The organism is Burkholderia sp. LMU1-1-1.1, from assembly GCF_040675865.1.
GTDB lineage: Bacteria > Pseudomonadota > Gammaproteobacteria > Burkholderiales > Burkholderiaceae_D > Rugamonas.
Genome location: NZ_JBEGHG010000078.1, coordinates 89,454 through 108,246 on the forward strand (window position 1 = coordinate 89,454; position 18,793 = coordinate 108,246).

The following is an 18,793-nucleotide window of genomic DNA, read 5'->3' on the forward strand; positions in this document are numbered from 1 at the left end:
CATATCACCGTGAAATCGAACCGTTGCCCCCCTACCTACGATGGCCGCCGTCCGCTGCGCATGCGCATGATCGCGGCTGCCTTGCTGGTCGCCATGCCGATGGCCATGGCGCAGAACGCGCTTGCGCCCGCCAGAATTCCCAACCTGCCGGCGCTGGGCGATACCGAGCGCCAGGACTTGTCGCCGCTAATGGAGCGCAAGCTGGGCGAGGAGATCATGCGCGATATCCGCCGCGACCGCGATTTCCTCGACGACGGCCCCATCCTCGAATACCTGAACACCTTCGGCAACGCGCTGGTGGCGGCCCGTCCCGATGCGCGCGGCGAGGCCAATTTCGACTATTACTTCTTCGCCGTGCGCGATCCGAACCTGAACGCGTTCGCGCTGCCGGGCGGCTTCATCGCCGTCCACTCGGCGCTGCTGCTGGCGGCGCAGTCCGAATCGGAGCTGGCGTCCGTGCTCGGCCACGAGATCGGCCACGTGGCGCAGCGCCACATCGCCCGTTCTATCGGCCAGCAAAAGCAGGACGCGCTGATCCCGCTGGCGGCGATGATCCTGGCCGCGCTGGCGTCCCGTGCCGGCGGCGACGCGGCCATGGGCGTGTTCATGGGCGGGCAGGGGCTGGCGATCCAGCGTCAATTGAATTTCGGCCGCGACGCCGAGCGCGAGGCCGACCGCATCGGCTTCCAGATCATGGGCGAGGCCGGCTTCGATACGTCCGGCATGGTGGGTTTCTTCCAGCGCATGCAGGCCGCTTCGCGCAACTACAGCGACCTGGTGCCGGCCTATCTGCAGAGCCACCCGCTGACAACCGAGCGCATCGCCGACATCCAGGCGCGCATCCGCGACCAGCCGTACAAGCAGCGCGTCGACAGCCTCGATTTCTATCTGGTGCGTTCGCGCGCGCGCGTGTTGCAGGACCAGACGTCGCAGGGCTACGCCGAGTCGAAGACGTTTTTTGAGAATCAGATGTTGCAGGAGAACCGTCATCAGTTGACGGCGGGGCAGTACGGCATGGCCTTCCTGGCGCTGAAAAAAGGCGATACCGCCAACGCGCAGGTGTGGCTGGACAAGGCGCGCGCGACGTTCGGCAAGGCGCCCGCCGCCGGCACCTTCAGCGCGGCGCCGAAGCCGTCGTCGGATGCGATTTTTGTCAGCACGGCCATCGAGATCAAGCTGGCGCAACCCAACGACAAGGCCGTCCTCGCGCAGGCGGTGGTCGACGCCGAGGCGGCGCATCAGCGCTATCCGCTGTCGCGCGGTATTGCGCACCTATACGGCGAGGCGCTGATCGCCGCCGGCAAATACGAGGAGGCGGCCAGTTATCTGCGCGACCAGGTGCAGTCCTATCGCGAAGACCCGGACGCCTACGACTTGCTGGCGCAGGCGTATTCGAAACAGGGCAAGGTGGCCTTACAGCATATCGCGCTGGCCGAGTCGTACGTGTTGCAGGGCGGGGTGTTGTCGGCGCTCGACCAGCTTAACTATGCGCGCAAGGCGCCCGATGCGTCGTTCTACGACCAGGCCGTGATCGATGCGCGAGAACGCGAGTTGCAGGCGCGCCGGCGCGAGGAGATGGGCGACAAGGGCAAGAAGGATTTGCGCGAGGCCGACAGCCGCCCGGCGTTCAAGGCGGAGCTGCGCTCGGGTTCCCGCGCCGAGGACGACGACCGTATCAGCAATCCGAACAGCCCGTTCTCCAACCAGTCGACCAATCCGTTCGACCGGCTGCGCCAGGGTTCCCCGGACCTTACGCCGGGGCGGACGGTTCGCTGACGAAGCCGAAGTGGGCCGCCAGCTGCGCGGCGGCCACGCGGTGCACCGGCACCTGGCGCTCGTGATCGGTCAAGGTCAACGTGGAGGCGACCGCGTGGGCGTCGCTCTCCATCCATTCCAGCAAGGTTTCGTCGGCCACCGGCTCGTCGTTCATCCTGAGCAACGGCAGGACCTGGGCGAAATCGCGGTCGTCCAGCTGGGCGACGATTTCGCCGCTGCGCAGGACCAGCGCGCCGGTCTCCGTCAACACCGCCTTGTCGATGCCGCCCATCGCGGCGCCCGTGTGCAGCAGCCATCCGCAGGACGGATCGGTGCGCACGATATAAGGCGTCGCTTCCAGGTTCACGTACACGCGCTGCGGGCCGTTCTGGAAATACCAGCAGCCCCGGTCATCGGCTGCGTAGTTGCGCACGATGAAGGCGATCAGCGCCTCGTGCGCGAGCTTGTCGCCGGGTAGGTTTTGCTGCTGGGCGCGCTCGTCGCGCATGCGCCAGTTGCCGCGCGCGTCCAGACCCAGCCAGCCGTAGCAGTGGGGCACGTTCGGCCATTTGGCCAGGGCCTGCTTGACGATGTCATCCATGTTTCTTTGTAGCCCGTTTCGTATCCATACCGTCGTTGGCGCCTTCCATGAAGTGAATCAGACGCTGCGGCAGCCAGTGCAGCTTGCCCGGCAGCCCGCCGACCGCGAAGCCGACATGGCCTCCGTGGTCAGGATAGTCCAATACCACGTTTGATGCCGCACGCTGCGGCAGGTGGCGCCCGGGCAGGAAGGGATCGTTTTTAGCGTTGAGCACCAGGGTCGGCACGGTGATGTCGTTGAGCACGTGCTTGGCGCTGGCGCGGTCCCAGTAGTCGTCGGTGTCGCGGTAGCCGTGCAGCGGCGCCGTGACGACGTTGTCGAAGGCGTACAGGTCGCGCGCCGCGTGCAGCGCGTCGAGGTCGAACAGGCCGGGAAACTGGCGCAGCTTGGCGATGCACTTGGGCTTGAGCGTTTGCAGGAACATGCGCGTGTAGATCATGTTGAAGCCGCTCGACAGCGAGACGCCGCCCTGCGCCAGGTCGAGCGGCGCCGACACCGAGCAAGCGGCGTCGACGAAGTCGGCCTGGTGCTGCGATTCGCCGAGCCAGCGCAGCAGCGCGTTGCCGCCCAGCGAGACGCCGGCGGCGTAGAACTTGCCGCCGCCTTGCTCGACATGGCGGGCATGCAGGCGGCGGATGATCCAGTCGACTTCGGTCGCGTCGCCGGAATGGTAGAAGCGCGGCGCGCGGTTGGCCTCGCCGGAGCAGCCACGGAAATGCGGCACCGCGCCGGACCAGCCGCGCGCGGCCACGTCGGCCATCAGGGCGCGCGCGTAGTGGCTGTCGGACGAGCCTTCCAGGCCGTGGAACAGCACCACGAACGGTTGCCCGGGCCGGCCGTCGACGAAATCGACGTCGACGAAGTCGCCGTCCGGCGCGTCCCAGCGTTCCCGGCGGAACGTCACCGCCGGCTTGGCGATGGCGACGGCCGGGTAGATGGTTTGCAGGTGACCGCTAGGCAGCCAGAACGGAGCGGTGTACTTCACGGCGGACGGGGGAGGGTGGCGTTAGTGCAGGATTTGCGCAGCCGTGTCGGCCGGCACCGGACCGGGGGCGACCGACACGTGGTGCAGCACGATGCGCCAGCCGCGCGGCGTTTTGACGTAGACGTTGGTGGCGACCAGGTGCGCCGGTTCGCCGCTGGCGGCCGTCGTGCCTTCGACCACCGTGTGCACGGAACTCATCAGGTTGTGGGTTTCGTGCAGCTGCGACGGCATGATGTGCAGGCCGCCGTGTTCGAGGATCTTGCTCCACGACGAGCGGATCGCCGCGTGGCCGATCAGGCGGGTGCCGCCCGGATGGACGCAGACGATCTCCTCGTCATCGGCCCACAGGGCCATCAGCGCGTCCAGGTCGGCACGGTTGAGCGCGGCGTAGAACGCCGTTTCCACCTCGACGGCGCTGCCGTTCAACTGTTTTTCTCGTTTAATGGGCATGCGGGCTCCGGGGGACGCGGCTGGCGGTGGGCATAGTGATTAGTGGTGGCCGACGACGGTGCCTGGCTTGAGGCGGTAGGCGGTGCCGCAGTACGGGCACTTGGCGATGCCGTCGTGGTTGAATTCCAGGAACACGCGTGGGTGCGACGACCACAGCGGCATGGCCGGGTTCGGGCAGTGGGCCGGCAAATCCTTGCCATCCAGCTCAACGGCGTTGGTGGCGGCTGCGGCGGACGTGTTGGCGTTGGTCATGTTGTAATGCTCCGAAAGGCGTGAAAACCACGATTTTAACGGAATTGCGCATTGAGCAAAAATCATCGGTAAAATAGCGCCTCCACAATACTGGTGTGGCCTGCTGTGTGGCGTGAATGCCACAACCACCCGAGCACCTGAAGCCACATGACCGAACCGAGCAGCACCCCTTCCGCGCCCCGGCCCGAACATTACGTGGCCGAACATCATGAGCCTTCCTGGAGGGAAGGCCTGAAGGTCGGCACTCCCACGTTGTTCGGCATCGGCGCCTGGGGTTTGGTGGTGGGCATCGCGATGGTCAAGTCCGGGCTGAGCGTGCCGCAGGCGCTGGGCATGACCTTGCTGGTGTTCGCCGGATCGGCGCAGTTGGCGGCGTTGCCGCTGATCGCGGCGAGCGCGCCGATTTGGGTCATCTTTCTGACGGCCTTCGTCGTCAATCTCCGCTTCGTCATCTTCGCGGCCCTGTTGGCGCCGCACTTCGCACATCTTCCCTGGCCGCGGCGGTTCTTGCTCGGCTATGTCTCCGGTGATCTCACGGTGGCGATGTTTTTGCAAAAATATCCGTCCGAAGCGCCGCAGGTCGGAAAGTTGTCCTATTTGAAGGGCTTGATGTATCCGAACTGGGGCGCGTGGCAGGTTGGCTCGATCGCCGGCATTTTCCTCGGCAGCACAGTGCCGCCCGAGTGGGGGCTGGGTTTTGCCGGCACGTTGGCCATCATTTGCGTGATGATCCCGCTGATGGTGGGCCGGCCGGCATTGTGCGGCGTGCTCGTCGCGGGCGGCGTGTCCGTGCTCGCAGCAGGGTTGCCGTACAAATTGGGATTATTGTTGGCGGTATTGGTCGGCATGTTGACGTCGATGGCGGTGGAAGAGGGCACGGAAAAGTGGCGCAACCGCCGGGAGGGCAAAAATGGCTGATTGGGAAATTTGGGTCGTCATCGGCGTGTTGGCGCTGGCCACCGCCGCCACGCGCAGCTCGTTCTGGCTGATCGGCCAGCACATCACCATCCCCAAACGGGTGCAGGAAATGCTGCGCTATGCGCCCGCCTGCGCGCTGGCGGCGATTATCTTCCCTGATCTGCTGCTGGCCCCGGACGGTCACGCCGTCCTCGATTTCAGCAACCTGAAATTAATCGCCGGGGTGGTCGCCACAGGCTATTATTTGCTGCGTCGCAACATGCTGGAAACGATCATTGTCGGCATGGCTTTCTTTACGGCACTACGCTTGCTTCCCAGCTTGCTGCCCACCCTCGTTCCTGTATTTTAATAACAAGAAAACACGGCTCGGCTTGCGGTAAAATAGCGCTCTTCTTTCAACTCACCCTTGGGTCGCCATGTCCGCTGTTTTGAACTTCATCCGTCTGCAAGATCTCATCGCCCAGAATGCGCTGCAAGGCAAGCGCGTCTTCATCCGCGCCGACTTGAACGTGCCGCAGGATGATGCGGGCAATATCACCGAAGATACGCGCATTCGCGCGTCCGTTCCGGCGATTAAAGCGGCCGTGGCCGCCGGCGCCAAAGTGATGGTGACGTCCCACCTGGGCCGTCCGACCGAAGGCGAGTTCAAACCGGAAGACAGCCTGGCGCCGGTCGCCGCGCGCCTGTCCGAGCTGCTGGGCCAGCCGGTCGAGCTGAAACAGAACTGGGTCGACGGCGCCGGTCTGGAAAACCTGCAAGCCGGCCAGGTCGTGCTGCTGGAAAACGTCCGCGTCAACAAGGGCGAGAAGAAGAACAACGACGAACTGGCGCAAAAAATGGCCAAGTTGTGCGATATCTATGTCAACGACGCTTTCGGCACCGCCCACCGCGCCGAGGCGTCGACCCACGGCATCGCCAAATTCGCGCCGGTCGCGTCGGCCGGTCCGCTGCTGGCAGCCGAACTGGACGCGTTGGGCAAGGCGCTGGGCGCCCCGGCCCGTCCGCTGCTGGCCATCGTCGCCGGTTCCAAGGTGTCGTCCAAGCTGTCGATCCTGAAAGCGCTGGCCGACAAGGTCGACAACCTGATCGTCGGCGGCGGCATCGCCAACACCTTCATGAAGGCCGTCGGCCTGAACATCGGTAAATCGCTGGTCGAGAACGAACTGGTCGAAGAAGCCAAGGCCATCATCGACATCATGGCCAAGCGCGGCGCGCAAGTGCCGATCCCGGTCGATGTCGTGTGCGCCAAGGAATTCTCGCCAACCGCCGTCGCCACCGTCAAGGACGTGGCCGACGTCGCCGACGACGACATGATCCTGGATATCGGTCCTAAAACCGCCGCCACCTTGGCCGCGCAAATCGCCGCCGCCGGCACCATCGTGTGGAACGGCCCGGTCGGCGTGTTCGAGTTCGACCAGTTCGGCGAAGGCACCAAGACGCTGGCGCTGGCCATCGCCAACTCCAAGGCGTTCTCGATCGCCGGCGGTGGCGATACCCTGGCGGCGATCGCCAAATACGGCATCACCGAGCAGATCGGTTACATCTCGACCGGCGGCGGCGCCTTCCTGGAGTTCCTGGAAGGTAAAACCTTGCCAGCGGTCGAGATCCTGACGCAGCGTGCTGCGGCGCAATAACTTTAGTATCAATGTGACGTAAAAAGCACGGTCGTGCGGTGTAGCAAATTGCCAGTAAAATCCTAGTAATAGCTGAAAAAAGCCCGGTTTGTGAAAGTTTGCTACAAAGATTTGTAGTTTGGCTACATTGTTAGCTACTTTGGCACCTTCGAACCGGGCGACACCAAGCTCAGCACGAGCTTACAGTGCAGCTTTCCTGGTTTTTTCCTGGTCTCCGCCGCTACCGCGGGGGCTTTCCGCATGACCCAACGCTAAGGAATCCTATGTCCCGTAGTACCAAAATTGTCGCAACGATCGGCCCGGCCTCTACAGATTTCAACGTTCTGGTAAAAATGATACGCGCCGGGGTGGATGTCGTGCGTTTGAATTTCTCGCACGGCAAGGCGCAGGACCATATCGACCGCGCCAAGCTGGTGCGCGAGGCGGCGGCCGAATGCGGTCGCGAAGTGGCGATCATGGCGGACATGCAGGGTCCTAAAATCCGCGTGGGCAAATTTGAAAATGGTAAGATCGATCTGGCCAATGGCGACAAGTTCATCCTGGACGCCAAATGGGGCGAGAACGGCGAACTGGGCAACCAGGAGCGCGTCGGTCTGGATTACAAGGCGCTGCCGCAGGATTTGCGCGCCGACGACAAGCTGCTGCTGAACGACGGCTTGATCGTGCTGGTGGTCGACAAGATCGTCGGCCATGAAATTTACACCACCGTGAAGATCGGTGGCGAGCTGTCCAATAACAAGGGCATCAACCGCCAGGGCGGCGGCCTGACCGCGCCGGCGCTGACCGCCAAGGACATGGAAGACATCAAGACGGCGATGAGTTTCCAGTGCGATTATCTGGCGATCTCGTTCCCGAAAAGCGCAACCGACATGGAAATGGCGCGCACCCTGGCGAACATCGCCGGCGAGCCGTTCAACCATAAGCCGATGATGATCGCCAAGATCGAGCGCGCCGAAGCGATCCCTGTGCTGCAGGAGATCCTCGACGCCTCCGACGGCATCATGGTCGCCCGTGGCGACCTGGCGGTGGAAGTGGGCAACGCGGCGGTGCCGGCGTTGCAGAAGCGCATGATCAAGATGGCGCGCGAGTCGAACAAGCTGGCGATCACCGCGACCCAGATGATGGAGTCGATGATCTTCAACGCCGTGCCGACCCGCGCCGAAGTGTCGGACGTGGCCAACGCCGTGCTGGACGGTACCGACGCGGTGATGACCTCGGCGGAAACCGCCTCGGGCCGCTACCCGATCGAGACCGTGGAAATGATGGCCGCCATTTGCGTGGAAGCCGAGCAGTCCGAGTACAACAAGCTCGACGCCGACTTCCTGAATGTGACCTTCACCCGCATCGACCAGTCGATCGCCTACGGCGCCCTGTTCACCGCGCACCACCTGGCGGTCAAGGCGATCGTCGCGCTGACCGAGTCCGGTTCGACCGCGCTGTGGATGAGCCGTCACAACATCGACACGCCGATCTACGCGTTGACGCCAAGCGTGACGACCCAGCGCAAAGCGGCGCTGTACCGCAACGTGAAGGCATACAATCTGGCGCAGGCCGGCGATAGCGCCGCCGTGCTGAAGCAGGCCGAAGACTTGTTGGTGCAGAACGGCATCGTCAAGAAGGGCGATATGATCGTCGTGACGTGGGGCGGCCAGATGGGCCAAGCCGGCGGCACCAACGCGCTCAAGATCGTCAAAGTAGGTATTAAGTAAGTCCGATAGCGCGCCCCCGCGGAACGGGGGCGCAACGCTCCGGCAACCAAGTTTTTTTATTGTTTGGAGTACACATCATGTCCCTCGTATCCATGCGTCAACTGCTGGACCACGCCGCTGAAAACGGCTATGGCATCCCTGCTTTCAACGTCAACAATCTGGAACAAGTGCAGGCCATCATGGCCGCCGCCGACGCGCTCGACAGCCCGGTCATCATGCAAGCCTCGGCCGGCGCCCGCAAATATGCCGGCGAAGCGTTCCTGCGTCATCTGATCGACGCCGCGATCGAAGCCTATCCACACATTCCGGTCGTCATGCACCAGGATCACGGCCAGTCGCCGGCGGTCTGCATGGCCGCCATCCGCTCCGGCTTCTCGTCGGTGATGATGGACGGCTCGCTGGAAGCGGACGGCAAGTCGGTCGCATCGTACGAGTACAACGTCGAAGTGTCGCGCGAAGTGGTCAAGTTCTCGCACGCCATCGGCGTCACCGTTGAAGCCGAGCTGGGCGTTCTGGGTTCGCTGGAAACGATGAAGGGCGACAAGGAAGACGGCCACGGCGCCGACGGCACCATGACCCGCGAGCAGCTGCTGACCGACGTCAACCAGGCCGCCGACTTCGTCAAGCAAACCCAGTGCGACGCGCTGGCCATCGCCATCGGCACCTCGCACGGCGCCTACAAGTTCACCCGCAAGCCGACCGGCGACATTCTGGCGATCGACCGCATCAAGGAAATCCACGCGCGCATCCCGAACACCCACCTGGTGATGCACGGTTCGTCGTCGGTGCCGCAGGAACTGCTGGCCATCATCCGCGAATTCGGCGGCGACATGAAGGAAACCTATGGCGTGCCGGTTGAAGAGATCCAGGAAGGCATCCGTCACGGCGTTCGCAAGATCAACATCGACACCGACATCCGCCTGGCGATGACCGCCGCGATCCGTCAGTTCATGTTCCAGAACCCGTCGAAGTTCGACCCGCGCGACTACCTGAAGCCTGCCCGTCTGGCCGCCGAACAGATCGTTCGCGCCCGTTTCGAGCAGTTCGGCTGCGCCGGCCAGGCGTCGAAAATCAAGCAAGTGACGCTGGAAAAAATGGCCGAGCGTTACAAGGCCGGCGAGCTGCAACAGATTGTGAAGTAAAATTCGGGTTGGACGGGCGAAGGTGGCCCGAATCTCTTGACCGGCTGGCAAGGTTTCCTTGTCGCCGGTTTTCGCTTTTTCTACGTTTGGTTAATACATTCTCCGCTATGAACAGCCTTTACCAATCCTCCATCAAATCCCTGCCACTGCTCGGCCATGGCAAAGTCCGCGACAACTACGCCGTCGGCGACGACAAGATCCTGATCGTCACCACCGACCGCCTGTCGGCCTTCGACGTTGTCATGAACGAGCCTATCCCCGGCAAGGGCATGGTTTTGAACCAGATGAGCGATTTCTGGTTCGAGAAGCTGGGCCACATCGTGCCGAACCACCTGACCGGCGTCGCGCCCGAGTCCGTGGTGGCAGCCGATGAGGTGGAGCAGGTCAAAGGCCGCGCCGTGGTCGCCAAGCGCCTGAAGCCGATCATGGTCGAGGCGGTGGTGCGCGGCTACATCATCGGTTCGGGCTGGAAGGATTACCAGGCGACGGGCAGCATCTGCGGCATTCAATTGCCGGCGGGCCTGCGCCAGGCGGAGAAATTGCCCGAGCCGCTGTTCACCCCGGCCGCCAAGGCCGATCTGGGCGAGCACGACGAAAACATCAGCTTTGCCGACATGGAAAGCCGCATCGGCGCCGAACTGGCCGCCAAAATGCGCGATATCAGCATCAAACTGTACACCGCCGCCGCCGACTACGCGGCCACGCGCGGCATCATCATCGCCGACACCAAGTTCGAATTCGGCCTGGACGAAAACGGCGTCATGCACCTGATGGACGAAGTGCTGACCGCCGACTCGTCGCGCTTCTGGCCAGCGGATTCGTACGCGCCGGACATGTCGCCGCCGTCGTTCGACAAGCAATTCGTGCGCGATTACCTGGAAACGCTGGACTGGGGCAAGACCGCGCCGGCACCGGCGCTGCCGGCCGACGTCATCGACAAGACCCAGGCCAAGTATTTCGAGGCGATCGAGCGCCTGACCGGCCAGAAGCTGAAGGCCTGAGATGGCGGACGCTAACAACTCCAAACCGCTGGTCGGCGTCATCATGGGCTCGTCCTCGGACTGGGACGTGATGCAAAACGCGGTCGCCATCCTCAAGCAGTTCGGCGTGCCGTTCGAGGCGCAAGTCATTTCCGCGCACCGCATGCCGGACGAGATGTACGCGTACGCCAAGAGCGCGCGTGCGCGCGGCCTGCGCGCCATTATCGCCGGCGCCGGCGGCGCGGCCCACCTGCCGGGCATGGTCGCCGCCATGACCATCGTGCCGGTGCTGGGCGTGCCGGTGCCGTCGAAGTATCTGCGCGGCGAGGATTCGCTGTTGTCCATCGTGCAGATGCCGAAGGGTGTGCCGGTGTCGACATTCGCCATCGGCGAGGCCGGGGCCGCCAATGCCGCGCTGACGGCGGTCGCCATGATCGCCGCCAACGACGAGGCGCTGGCCGACAAGCTGGAAGCCTTCCGCGCGACGCAAACCGAAGCCGCCAAGGCCATGACGCTGCCGCTTGAATAACGTTTGAAATAAATCGATGAGCAAAGATTTTTCTCCACTTCTGCCCGCCGCCAATCCGGCGGCGTGGCTGGGCGTGATGGGCGGCGGCCAACTGGGCCGCATGTTCGCCCAGGCCGCCCAGAGCATGGGTTATCAGGTCGCCGTGCTCGAGCCTGCGGATGAATGTCCCGCCGGCCAGGTCGCGCAGCGGCTGGTCAACGCCGGCTACAGCGACGCCGCCGGCCTCGACGCCTTGGCTGCGCAATGCCTGGCCGTCACCACCGAGTTCGAGAACGTGCCGGCCGACAGCTTGTCGCGCTTGGCCGAGCGTGTATTCGTCGCCCCCAACGCGCATGGCGTGTCGGTGGCGCAGGACCGCATCGCCGAGAAGAAATTCTTCGTCGACTGCGCGCCGCGCTCGGGCGTGCTGCCGGCGCCGCATAAAGTGATCGCTACGCAGCAGGATATCGACGATATCGCCGACGATCTGCTGCCGGGCATCCTCAAGACCGTGCGCATGGGTTACGACGGCAAGGGCCAGGTCCGCGTGAAGTCGCGCGAAGACGTGCGCGCCGCGTTTGAAAGCATGGACAAGGTCACCTGCCTGCTGGAAAAGATGCTGCCGCTGGCCTACGAAGTGTCGGTGCTGACCGCGCGTGGCGCCGATGGCGTGTCGGTGGTGTATCCGATCGCCGAGAACGTCCACCGCGACGGCATTTTGTTCACCACCACGGTGCCGGGTCCGAACGTTTCGGACGCCAGCGCCAAGATCGCGCAGCAGGCCGCGCAGGCCATCGTGGCCGAACTCGGCTACGTCGGCGTGCTGTGCATCGAATTCTTCGTGCTGACCGACGGCAGCCTGGTGGTCAACGAAATGGCGCCACGTCCGCACAACAGCGGCCACTACACGATGGACGCCTGCGTCACCAGCCAGTTCGCGCAGCAGGTCCGCGCGATGGCGCGTTTGCCGCTGGGCGACGTGCGCCAGCATTCGCCGGCCGTCATGCTCAACATCCTCGGCGATGTCTGGTTCGAAGGCGACAGCGGGGGGGGAGCTGAGACTGCGCGCGAACCGGCCTGGGACCGCATCCTGGCTTTGCCGGGCGCCTGCCTGCATCTGTACGGCAAGGACGATCCGCGCCGCGCCCGCAAGATGGGCCACCTGACCATCGTCGCGCCGACCTTGGACGAGGCACAGCGCCAGCTCAACGCCGCCTGCGCCATCCTGGGTATCGCGCCGTGAAGAAACAGCATCACGCGGTGGCCGACGCGGCCGACATCGCGGCGGCGGCGGCGGTTCTGGAGGAGGGCGGCCTGGTCGCCTTCCCGACCGAGACCGTCTACGGCCTGGGCGCCGACGCCGAGAACCCGGCCGCCGTGGCCCGCATCTATCAAGCCAAGGGCCGCCCGAACGACCACCCGGTGATCGTGCACGTCGCGCCCGGCGCCGATCTGGACTACTGGGTCACCGACATCCCGGACGAGGCGCGGCAACTGGTCGCCGCCTTCTGGCCGGGACCGCTGACCCTGATCTTGAAACGCGCCGGCCACATTCCCGACGCCGTCTCCGGCGGCCAGGACACGGTCGGCATCCGCTGCCCGTCGCACCCGGTCGCGATCGCCTTGCTGAGCGCCTTCAAGGGCGGCAAGGGCGGCGTGGCCGCGCCGTCGGCCAACAAGTTCGGCAACGTCAGCCCGACCACGGCCCAGCACGTGCGCGACGAATTCGCGCTGGACGACGCGGATGAAGGCTCGATCACGGGCGATGACGCCTGTTCGGCGGCATTATTGAATACGGTGCTGGAGGGCGGACCCAGCCAGGTCGGCATCGAATCGACCATCGTCGACCTGTCGCGGCTGGCGACGCACGGCCCGGTGCTGCTGCGTCCGGGCCATATCAGTGCCCGGCAAATCGCCGACGTCATCGGCCGCCTGCCGGCCGCGCCGGACCAGGCCGCGCCGCGCGCCTCGGGCACCTTGGAATCGCACTACGCGCCGCGCACCCCGGTGACGATGCTCGACGGCGCCACCTTGACCGCCAAACTGGAGCAATTGCAAGCCAAGGGCATCAAGGTCGCCGTCATCAGCCATGCGCTGCCAAAGCTGGCGCCGAGCCAGCAAACGCTGCCCGCCGATCCGGCCGGCTACGCCTACGGCCTCTACGCCGCCCTGCGCGACATGGACCAGACCGGCTCGGATCTGATCCTGGTCGAAACTCCGCCGCAAGATTCCCAATGGCTGGGCGTCAACGACCGCCTGCGCCGCTCGGTGTTCGGCTCCGCCGGCATCATCGACTCCCTGCTGCAATAACCCCCAAGGTTTTTTTTGGGTGTTCTGTTGCGGCCGGTTTGCGGGAAATTTCTTGAATCCAGTGCTAAGATGAATTGTTGCCGGCCGAAAAGCTCGCCCGGCCATCTTGCATGGGGGCGATATGCGCTGGGCTGGATTGAGGGTGATTTGCTTGTCGTTGGTGCTGGCGTCGTGCGGCGGCGGCGGTGGATCTAACGGCCAGAGCAGCGGCACGGTGGTGGTGCAGCCGCCGGTCTTGCCACCAGCGCCGCCGCCGCGCGGGACTCCCATCGGCGGCGCGACCTTGGTGCCGGCCGCGCTGGCCAGCGGCGTCTCCGCCAGTACGCTGGAGCCCGCCGAAATGAAGTTGCTGGTCGATGCGTCGGTTGTGCTGGGCACCAACGTGACCAGCACGCCCGTGTGCGCCGTTACCACTTACACCATCAAATACCACACCGTCGATGCGATGGCGGCCGCCACCGATGCCAGTACCGCCGTCATGGTCCCATCCGGCAAGGATCCGGCTTGCCAGGGCGGCCGGCCGGTGCTGCTGTACGCGCACGGTACCACCGTGAAGAAGACCGCCGACATGGCCGACCTGTCGGCCAGCGAGCCGTTGCTGATCGCCGCCTTGTTCGCCGCCCAGGGCTATATCGTGGTGGCGCCCAACTACGCTGGCTATGCGGGCTCGTCGCTGGGCTATCACGCCTACCTCGACGCCGCCCAGCAATCAAGCGATATGGTCGACGCCCTGCGCGCCGCCCGCGCAAGCTTCGGCGCGATGAGGGCCAGCGCGTCGAGCCGGTTGATGTTGACCGGCTATTCGCAGGGCGGCTATGTGGCATTGGCCACGCAGCGCGCGATGCAGACCGGTTACGCGGGCGAGTTCGCCGTCACCGCCGCCGCGCCGCTGTCCGGCCCTTATGCGTTGCTGTTGACCGGCGATACCATTTTCCGCGGCGCGCCGACGGTGGGGGCGACCGGCTTCCTGCCCCTGGTGATCAATGCCGGGCAGCGCGCCGGCGCCGCGCTCTACACCGCCACGACCGATATCTATGAAGCCAAGTACGCAACCGGCATCGATACGCTGCTGCCGGGCGCGCGCGGTTTCGGCGACCTGGTGGCGGCCGGCAAGTTGCCCGATGATGTGTTGTTCGCGCAGGATTCGTTGCCGCAGGCGGAGGGCTACGCATCGTTCTTCGGCGCCGACCATTTGATCAGGACCGCCTACCGCGACGCCTACCTGGCCGATCTGAAGGCCAATCCGTGCAACGCCAGCGCCGCCCGTCCGCTCGATTGCGCACCGGCCAATGCGCTGCGCCGCTGGCTGCTGAAAAACGATTTGCGCACCTATGCGCCCGCCGTGCCGCTGTTCCTGTGCGGCGGCAACGACGACCCGGTGGTGTCCTTCGCCAACACCAAGGCGGCTGGCGCCTACTTCGCCGCCAACGGCGCGGCCGCGGTGACGGGACTCGATCTGGAGGAGACGTCGCTGGCGGCGCCTTATTTGACCAGTCGGCTGCAATTCGCGGCCGCCAAGGAGGCGCTGCGGCTCGCCAACAAGTCGGTGAGGGATAGTTATCATGCCGGCCTGGTCGCGCCGTTTTGCCTGCGCGAGGCACGGGCGTTTTTCGATTCTGCCCCAGGCCGATAGCTCGTCATTTGACGGAAATTAAACTTGCAACGGGAAAGCCGAGCAACTGTTCTTTTTTGCTCACAACTATTGAGTTTGTCGGGTGTTTTCCTATACAAGCATCGCCAACGCTGGCATATTAGTTGGGATGCGAATAGCACGCTCGTTCGTATCAAACCATAAAAGAATATTTACAGGAGACAACATGCGCAACACCAAATTTGCACTGGCTGCAATGACCCTGGCTGTCCTGGCGGGTTGCGGCGGTAGTGCCGACCCGAAGCCGGGTGATCAAACCATCAAAAACAAGTACAGCGCGCAAGTGTCGTTCGGCGACAGCCTGTCCGACGTTGGTTCGTATGCGGTCGGCACCGTGGCTGCGCTCAAAGGCGGCAAGTTCACCATCAACGGCGACAACACCGCGATCGCCTCCACCTTGACCGGCAAAAACTGGACCGAACTGGTCGCCGCCCAGCTGGGCCTGCCCGCGCCATGCGCGGCCGTCACCGGCCTTGACGGCGACGCCAGTAAAGGATTCTCGGTGCCCCAGGTGGCCCACGCCGGCTGCTACGGCTACGCCCAGGGCGGCGCCCGCGTCACCAACCCGGTTGGACCCGGCAATAAATTGGCCGGCAGCGCGCTCGGCGCGTTGACCATTCCCGTCGTCACCCAGGTGGCCAACCACCTGAAGGCGGTCGGCGGCAAGTTCAAGGGTGATGAAATGGTGTTCGTCATGGCTGGCGGTAACGATGTGCTGTTCCAGCTGGCCGCGCTGAGCGCCGGCGCCACCGCGGCCGGCACCGCCGCCGGCGGCACCGCTTATGTTCAGAGCCTGGTGCCGCAATTGGCCTCGGGCGCCACCAATCCGCAGACCGCCGCCCAAGCCATCGGCTTTGCCGCGCAAACGGAAGCGGCGCGCGCCGGCAGCACCCAGGCCAGCATCACCCAGGTCGCCATCGGCGCGGCCGCCGTCCAGCCGGGCAATTCGGCCGTCGCTTCGCAGGCTGTGTACGGTCCGATGGTTGCCAAGGCCACCGCCGACGCCACCGCCGCCGGCAACAAGGCCGGTCTCGATTACGCCACCGCCAAGGGACCGGAACTGGTCGCCGCGCTGGCCACCGCCGGCACCGAACTGGCCAATCTGGTCAAGACGCAAATCATCGCCAACGGCGCCAACTTCGTGACGGTGAACAATCTGCCGGACGTGGCCACCACGCCGTCGGGCCGCAGCCAATCGGCCGCCACCCAGGCGCTGATCAACGCCATGGTGAGCGCCTTCAACAATGCGCTGACCGCCGGCCTGTCGGCCGAGTCGAAAGTGGTGATTGTCGACGTGTTCGCCGTCAGCCACGACCAGGCGACCAATCCCGCCCCTTACGGCCTGACCAACGTGACCGAGCCGGCTTGCGACCTGAGCGCAGCCAAGAACCCGCTGGGCACGTCGCTGGCGTGCAACGGCGGCAACCTCAAGTCGGGCGATGTGAGCCACTACTCGTTTGCCGATGAAGTCCACCCGACCCCGTTCAACAACCTGCTGCTGGCCCGTTTCGTGTCCAGAAGCCTGGTGACCAAGGGCTGGCTGTAATTCTGTCGTCGCGGGCGCCGCCATTCAGGGCGGCGCGCGCCGGACAACACCATAAAAAATCAGGAGACGATATGAACAAGGGTTTCAACACCACCGTAAAACTGCTGGCGCTGGCCGCCGCGATGTCGGTGGCCACGGCCGCGTCGGCGCAACAGACCGCCGGCACCTGGCTGGTCACCGCCGGTATCAACAAGATCACGCCGAAGGTCAAATCGGGCGACGTGTCGGCGCCGGCGCTGCCGGGCACCAAGGCCGACATCGATCCGGACACCAAGCCGCGCGTGGCGTTCGCCTACATGGTCACCGATAACATTTCCGGCGAAATCGATCTGGGCCTGCCGTACAAGCATGACCTGAACGGTTCGGGATCGATCGAGGGCACGGGCAAGCTGGGTGATTCGGAAGTACTGCCGCCGACGGCGTTCATCCAGTACCGCTTCCTGCCGGCCAACGCGATGTTCCGGCCATATGTCGGGCTGGGTATCACGTATGCGTACTTCCAGAAGGAGCGCGGTTCGGGGCAATTGACGGCGATCCTGAACACCGGCGGTCCGGGTGCGACCTTCAAGGTCGACAACAAATGGGCGGCCAGCTACCAGATCGGCGGCACCGTCAAGATCAACGAGCAGTGGTTTGTCGATGCGACCGTGATCAAGACCAAGCTCAAGACCAAGGTGCATTTCTCGACCGGCCAGACCCAGGACATCCGCCTCGATCCGCTGGCCGTGAGCGTGAGCGTCGGCTACAACTTCAAGGGGTTCAATTTCTGATTGTGTCCGGGATAAAAAAAACCGCTGCGATATGCAGCGGTTTTTTTTCGTCCGGACGCATCTGCCATACCATCTTATACTTGTGTCGGGTTGCGCCCGGTCGGCGGGCATTTGATCTGCGGAGGACACATCTTGAGCTTACGGCGTTTCCATTGTTTTGCACTGATGCTGGCGCTGGTATTGCCTGCCGTGGCGCGCGCCGCGCCGGATCGTCTTTCCGCTGCGATCGCCCGGCAGATGCACGTCAACCAGCAGCGCTATGGCATCGCCGGGCAGGCCGTGCTGGTGGCGCACAACGGCAAAGTGTTGTTCCGTGGCGCCGAAGGGCCTGCCGACATCGCTAGCGGCAGGCAGGTGCGCACCACTGACATCTTCCCCGTGTATTCGCTGGCGAAACTGTTCGCCAGCACGCTTGTCATGCAACTGGTCGAAAGGGGCGAGGTCGACCTCGATGGACCGGCCAGCGCCCATGTACCATGGCTGCCGGCCGCGTGGCAGGCGATCACCGTGCGCCAGTTTCTCGACCATACGTCCGGCGTGCCGGAGTATTACAGCGACATGTTTGAGACGTCGCCGTTTCCGGCCACCTTGACGGCCGCGCTGACAACCATTGCCGGCAAACCGCTGCAGTTTGCGCCGGGTTCGTCGTCGCGCTACACGCAGACCAATTACCTGGTGTTGACGGCTTTGCTTGAAGCGCGCTACGGCAAGCCGTACGCGCAAATCGCGCGTGAGCGCATCGTCGATAGGCTGCGCCTCGACCATACCTCGCTGGGCGGCCGGGAGTTGCCCAAAGACCGGGCGGCGACCGCTTATGCCAGCAAGAATGGCCGGCTGGAGCCCAGTCCGGTGGTGCCTTGGCCGGAATACGCCTACGGCCACGCCGAGCTGTATTCGACCTTGGATGATCTTGCCACGTTCTTTCAGGCGCTGCGCAGCGGCGCGCTGGTGGGCCGACCGACGCTGGAGCGTTTGTGGCAGCCGCCGACTTTGTCCAACGGCCAGCGCGGCGTGTTTGCCGCCGGCTGGGAATATGGCGAGAGCGGGGAGTACCGGCATGTCGGCCATGACGGCGGCGCGCGCGTGCGGGTTCGGTGGGCTTTTCGGGATAGTCCGGCCGGAGATGGCTATGTTTTCATCTACCTGACCAGCGGCAGCGTGAAGAATGTCTGGTCGCGCACCTTGGTGAACAGCGTGATGGCGGCGGTGGCGCCCAGGACGTTCGCGACCGAGGCGGTGTCGGCGGGACTGATCGATTACGCGCTCAAGCCTTCGGCCGACGGCGACGCGGCGGCGCAGGCCGACAAACTGCGCGCGAATGCCGCCGTGCGGGGCGCGGCGCTGGAGGGCACAGTCAACGGCACCGGCTATGCGGTGCGCGAAATCATCGGGGTGGCCGAGTCCATCCGTTTGTTCGAACTGAATACGCTGTTGTTCCCGTCGTCCGCGAATACCTGGGATAGCCTGGCGGAGGCCTACCAGGCGCAAGGCGACAATGATAAGGCGAAGAAATTGTACGAGAAATCGCGGGCGCTGGGCTTGCCCAAATGAAGGTGGCGCGGATTCGCCGGTCGGGCCGAAT

General features: G+C 64.4%; 18 protein-coding genes. 14 read left to right on the forward strand and 4 right to left on the reverse strand.

Annotated features, from left to right (window positions below; genetic code table 11):
- The first annotated feature begins 60 nt into the window (after positions 1 to 60).
- Entirely contained in the window at positions 61 to 1,776 is a 1,716-nt protein-coding gene (locus MRBLMU1_RS30000; protein ID WP_363510251.1) for a M48 family metalloprotease, read from the forward strand.
- On the opposite strand, the gene MRBLMU1_RS30005 is transcribed toward MRBLMU1_RS30000, so the two are convergent.
- Genes MRBLMU1_RS30005 through MRBLMU1_RS30020 form a run of 4 tightly spaced genes read right to left on the reverse strand, consistent with a single transcriptional unit; the run spans position 1,751 to position 4,043 of the window.
- A complete protein-coding gene (locus MRBLMU1_RS30005) occupies positions 1,751 to 2,356 on the reverse strand; it encodes a DUF2946 family protein (protein WP_363509786.1) in 606 nt (201 codons plus the stop codon). The two genes, MRBLMU1_RS30000 and MRBLMU1_RS30005, sit on opposite strands and share 26 nt — an antisense overlap.
- Positions 2,349 to 3,341: a YheT family hydrolase gene (locus MRBLMU1_RS30010; protein WP_363509788.1), complete on the reverse strand. Its 993-nt coding sequence runs from the start codon at positions 3,339 to 3,341 to the stop codon at positions 2,349 to 2,351. Before MRBLMU1_RS30010 ends, MRBLMU1_RS30005 begins: the two co-directional genes overlap by 8 nt.
- Positions 3,342 to 3,362: 21 nt before the next feature.
- Positions 3,363 to 3,791, reverse strand: coding sequence for a YybH family protein (locus MRBLMU1_RS30015; protein ID WP_363509790.1), 429 nt, complete (start codon positions 3,789 to 3,791; stop codon positions 3,363 to 3,365).
- Between the two features lie 39 nt (positions 3,792 to 3,830).
- Positions 3,831 to 4,043: a zinc-finger domain-containing protein gene (locus tag MRBLMU1_RS30020; RefSeq protein WP_363509792.1), complete on the reverse strand. Its 213-nt coding sequence runs from the start codon at positions 4,041 to 4,043 to the stop codon at positions 3,831 to 3,833.
- Between the two features lie 147 nt (positions 4,044 to 4,190).
- Between MRBLMU1_RS30020 and MRBLMU1_RS30025 the strand changes: the two genes are divergently transcribed.
- The 13 genes from MRBLMU1_RS30025 to MRBLMU1_RS30085 all read left to right on the forward strand — a co-directional run bounded on the left by MRBLMU1_RS30025 (position 4,191) and on the right by MRBLMU1_RS30085 (position 18,762).
- Positions 4,191 to 4,961: an AzlC family ABC transporter permease gene (locus MRBLMU1_RS30025; RefSeq protein WP_363509794.1), complete on the forward strand. Its 771-nt coding sequence runs from the start codon at positions 4,191 to 4,193 to the stop codon at positions 4,959 to 4,961.
- Positions 4,954 to 5,310: an AzlD domain-containing protein gene (locus MRBLMU1_RS30030; RefSeq protein ID WP_363509795.1), complete on the forward strand. Its 357-nt coding sequence runs from the start codon at positions 4,954 to 4,956 to the stop codon at positions 5,308 to 5,310. Before MRBLMU1_RS30025 ends, MRBLMU1_RS30030 begins: the two co-directional genes overlap by 8 nt.
- A 67-nt stretch (positions 5,311 to 5,377) precedes the next feature.
- The gene (locus tag MRBLMU1_RS30035; RefSeq protein ID WP_315222350.1) at positions 5,378 to 6,595 is read left to right on the forward strand and encodes a phosphoglycerate kinase; all 1,218 of its coding nucleotides are present in this window, start codon (positions 5,378 to 5,380) and stop codon (positions 6,593 to 6,595) included.
- Positions 6,596 to 6,858: 263 nt separating this feature from the next.
- A complete protein-coding gene (gene pyk, locus MRBLMU1_RS30040) occupies positions 6,859 to 8,304 on the forward strand; it encodes a pyruvate kinase (RefSeq protein WP_363509797.1) in 1,446 nt (481 codons plus the stop codon).
- Between the two features lie 77 nt (positions 8,305 to 8,381).
- Complete coding sequence (gene fba, locus MRBLMU1_RS30045; RefSeq protein WP_090325362.1) at positions 8,382 to 9,446, forward strand: class II fructose-bisphosphate aldolase; 1,065 nt, start codon at positions 8,382 to 8,384, stop codon at positions 9,444 to 9,446.
- A gap of 107 nt (positions 9,447 to 9,553) precedes the next feature.
- Positions 9,554 to 10,447, forward strand: a complete 894-nt coding sequence (locus MRBLMU1_RS30050) for a phosphoribosylaminoimidazolesuccinocarboxamide synthase (RefSeq protein WP_363509799.1) — start codon at positions 9,554 to 9,556, stop codon at positions 10,445 to 10,447.
- Between the two features lies 1 nt (position 10,448).
- Positions 10,449 to 10,955 carry a 5-(carboxyamino)imidazole ribonucleotide mutase gene (gene purE, locus MRBLMU1_RS30055; protein WP_363509801.1) on the forward strand — a complete coding sequence of 169 codons (507 nt, stop codon included), beginning with the start codon at positions 10,449 to 10,451 and terminating at the stop codon, positions 10,953 to 10,955.
- A 16-nt stretch (positions 10,956 to 10,971) separates the two neighbouring features.
- Entirely contained in the window at positions 10,972 to 12,177 is a 1,206-nt protein-coding gene (locus MRBLMU1_RS30060) for a 5-(carboxyamino)imidazole ribonucleotide synthase (RefSeq protein WP_363509803.1), read from the forward strand.
- A complete protein-coding gene (locus MRBLMU1_RS30065) occupies positions 12,174 to 13,244 on the forward strand; it encodes an L-threonylcarbamoyladenylate synthase (RefSeq protein ID WP_363509805.1) in 1,071 nt (356 codons plus the stop codon). The genes MRBLMU1_RS30060 and MRBLMU1_RS30065 overlap by 4 nt, the downstream gene beginning before the upstream one ends.
- A 121-nt stretch (positions 13,245 to 13,365) precedes the next feature.
- Complete coding sequence (locus tag MRBLMU1_RS30070; protein WP_363509807.1) at positions 13,366 to 14,877, forward strand: alpha/beta hydrolase family protein; 1,512 nt, start codon at positions 13,366 to 13,368, stop codon at positions 14,875 to 14,877.
- A gap of 184 nt (positions 14,878 to 15,061) precedes the next feature.
- On the forward strand, positions 15,062 to 16,441 hold the full coding sequence (locus MRBLMU1_RS30075) for an esterase (protein ID WP_363509809.1): 1,380 nt from the start codon (positions 15,062 to 15,064) through the stop codon (positions 16,439 to 16,441).
- Positions 16,442 to 16,512: 71 nt separating this feature from the next.
- Positions 16,513 to 17,211: an OmpW/AlkL family protein gene (locus MRBLMU1_RS30080; protein WP_363509811.1), complete on the forward strand. Its 699-nt coding sequence runs from the start codon at positions 16,513 to 16,515 to the stop codon at positions 17,209 to 17,211.
- Positions 17,212 to 17,343: 132 nt separating this feature from the next.
- Positions 17,344 to 18,762 carry a serine hydrolase gene (locus MRBLMU1_RS30085; protein WP_363509813.1) on the forward strand — a complete coding sequence of 473 codons (1,419 nt, stop codon included), beginning with the start codon at positions 17,344 to 17,346 and terminating at the stop codon, positions 18,760 to 18,762.
- Positions 18,763 to 18,793: the final 31 nt, after the last annotated feature.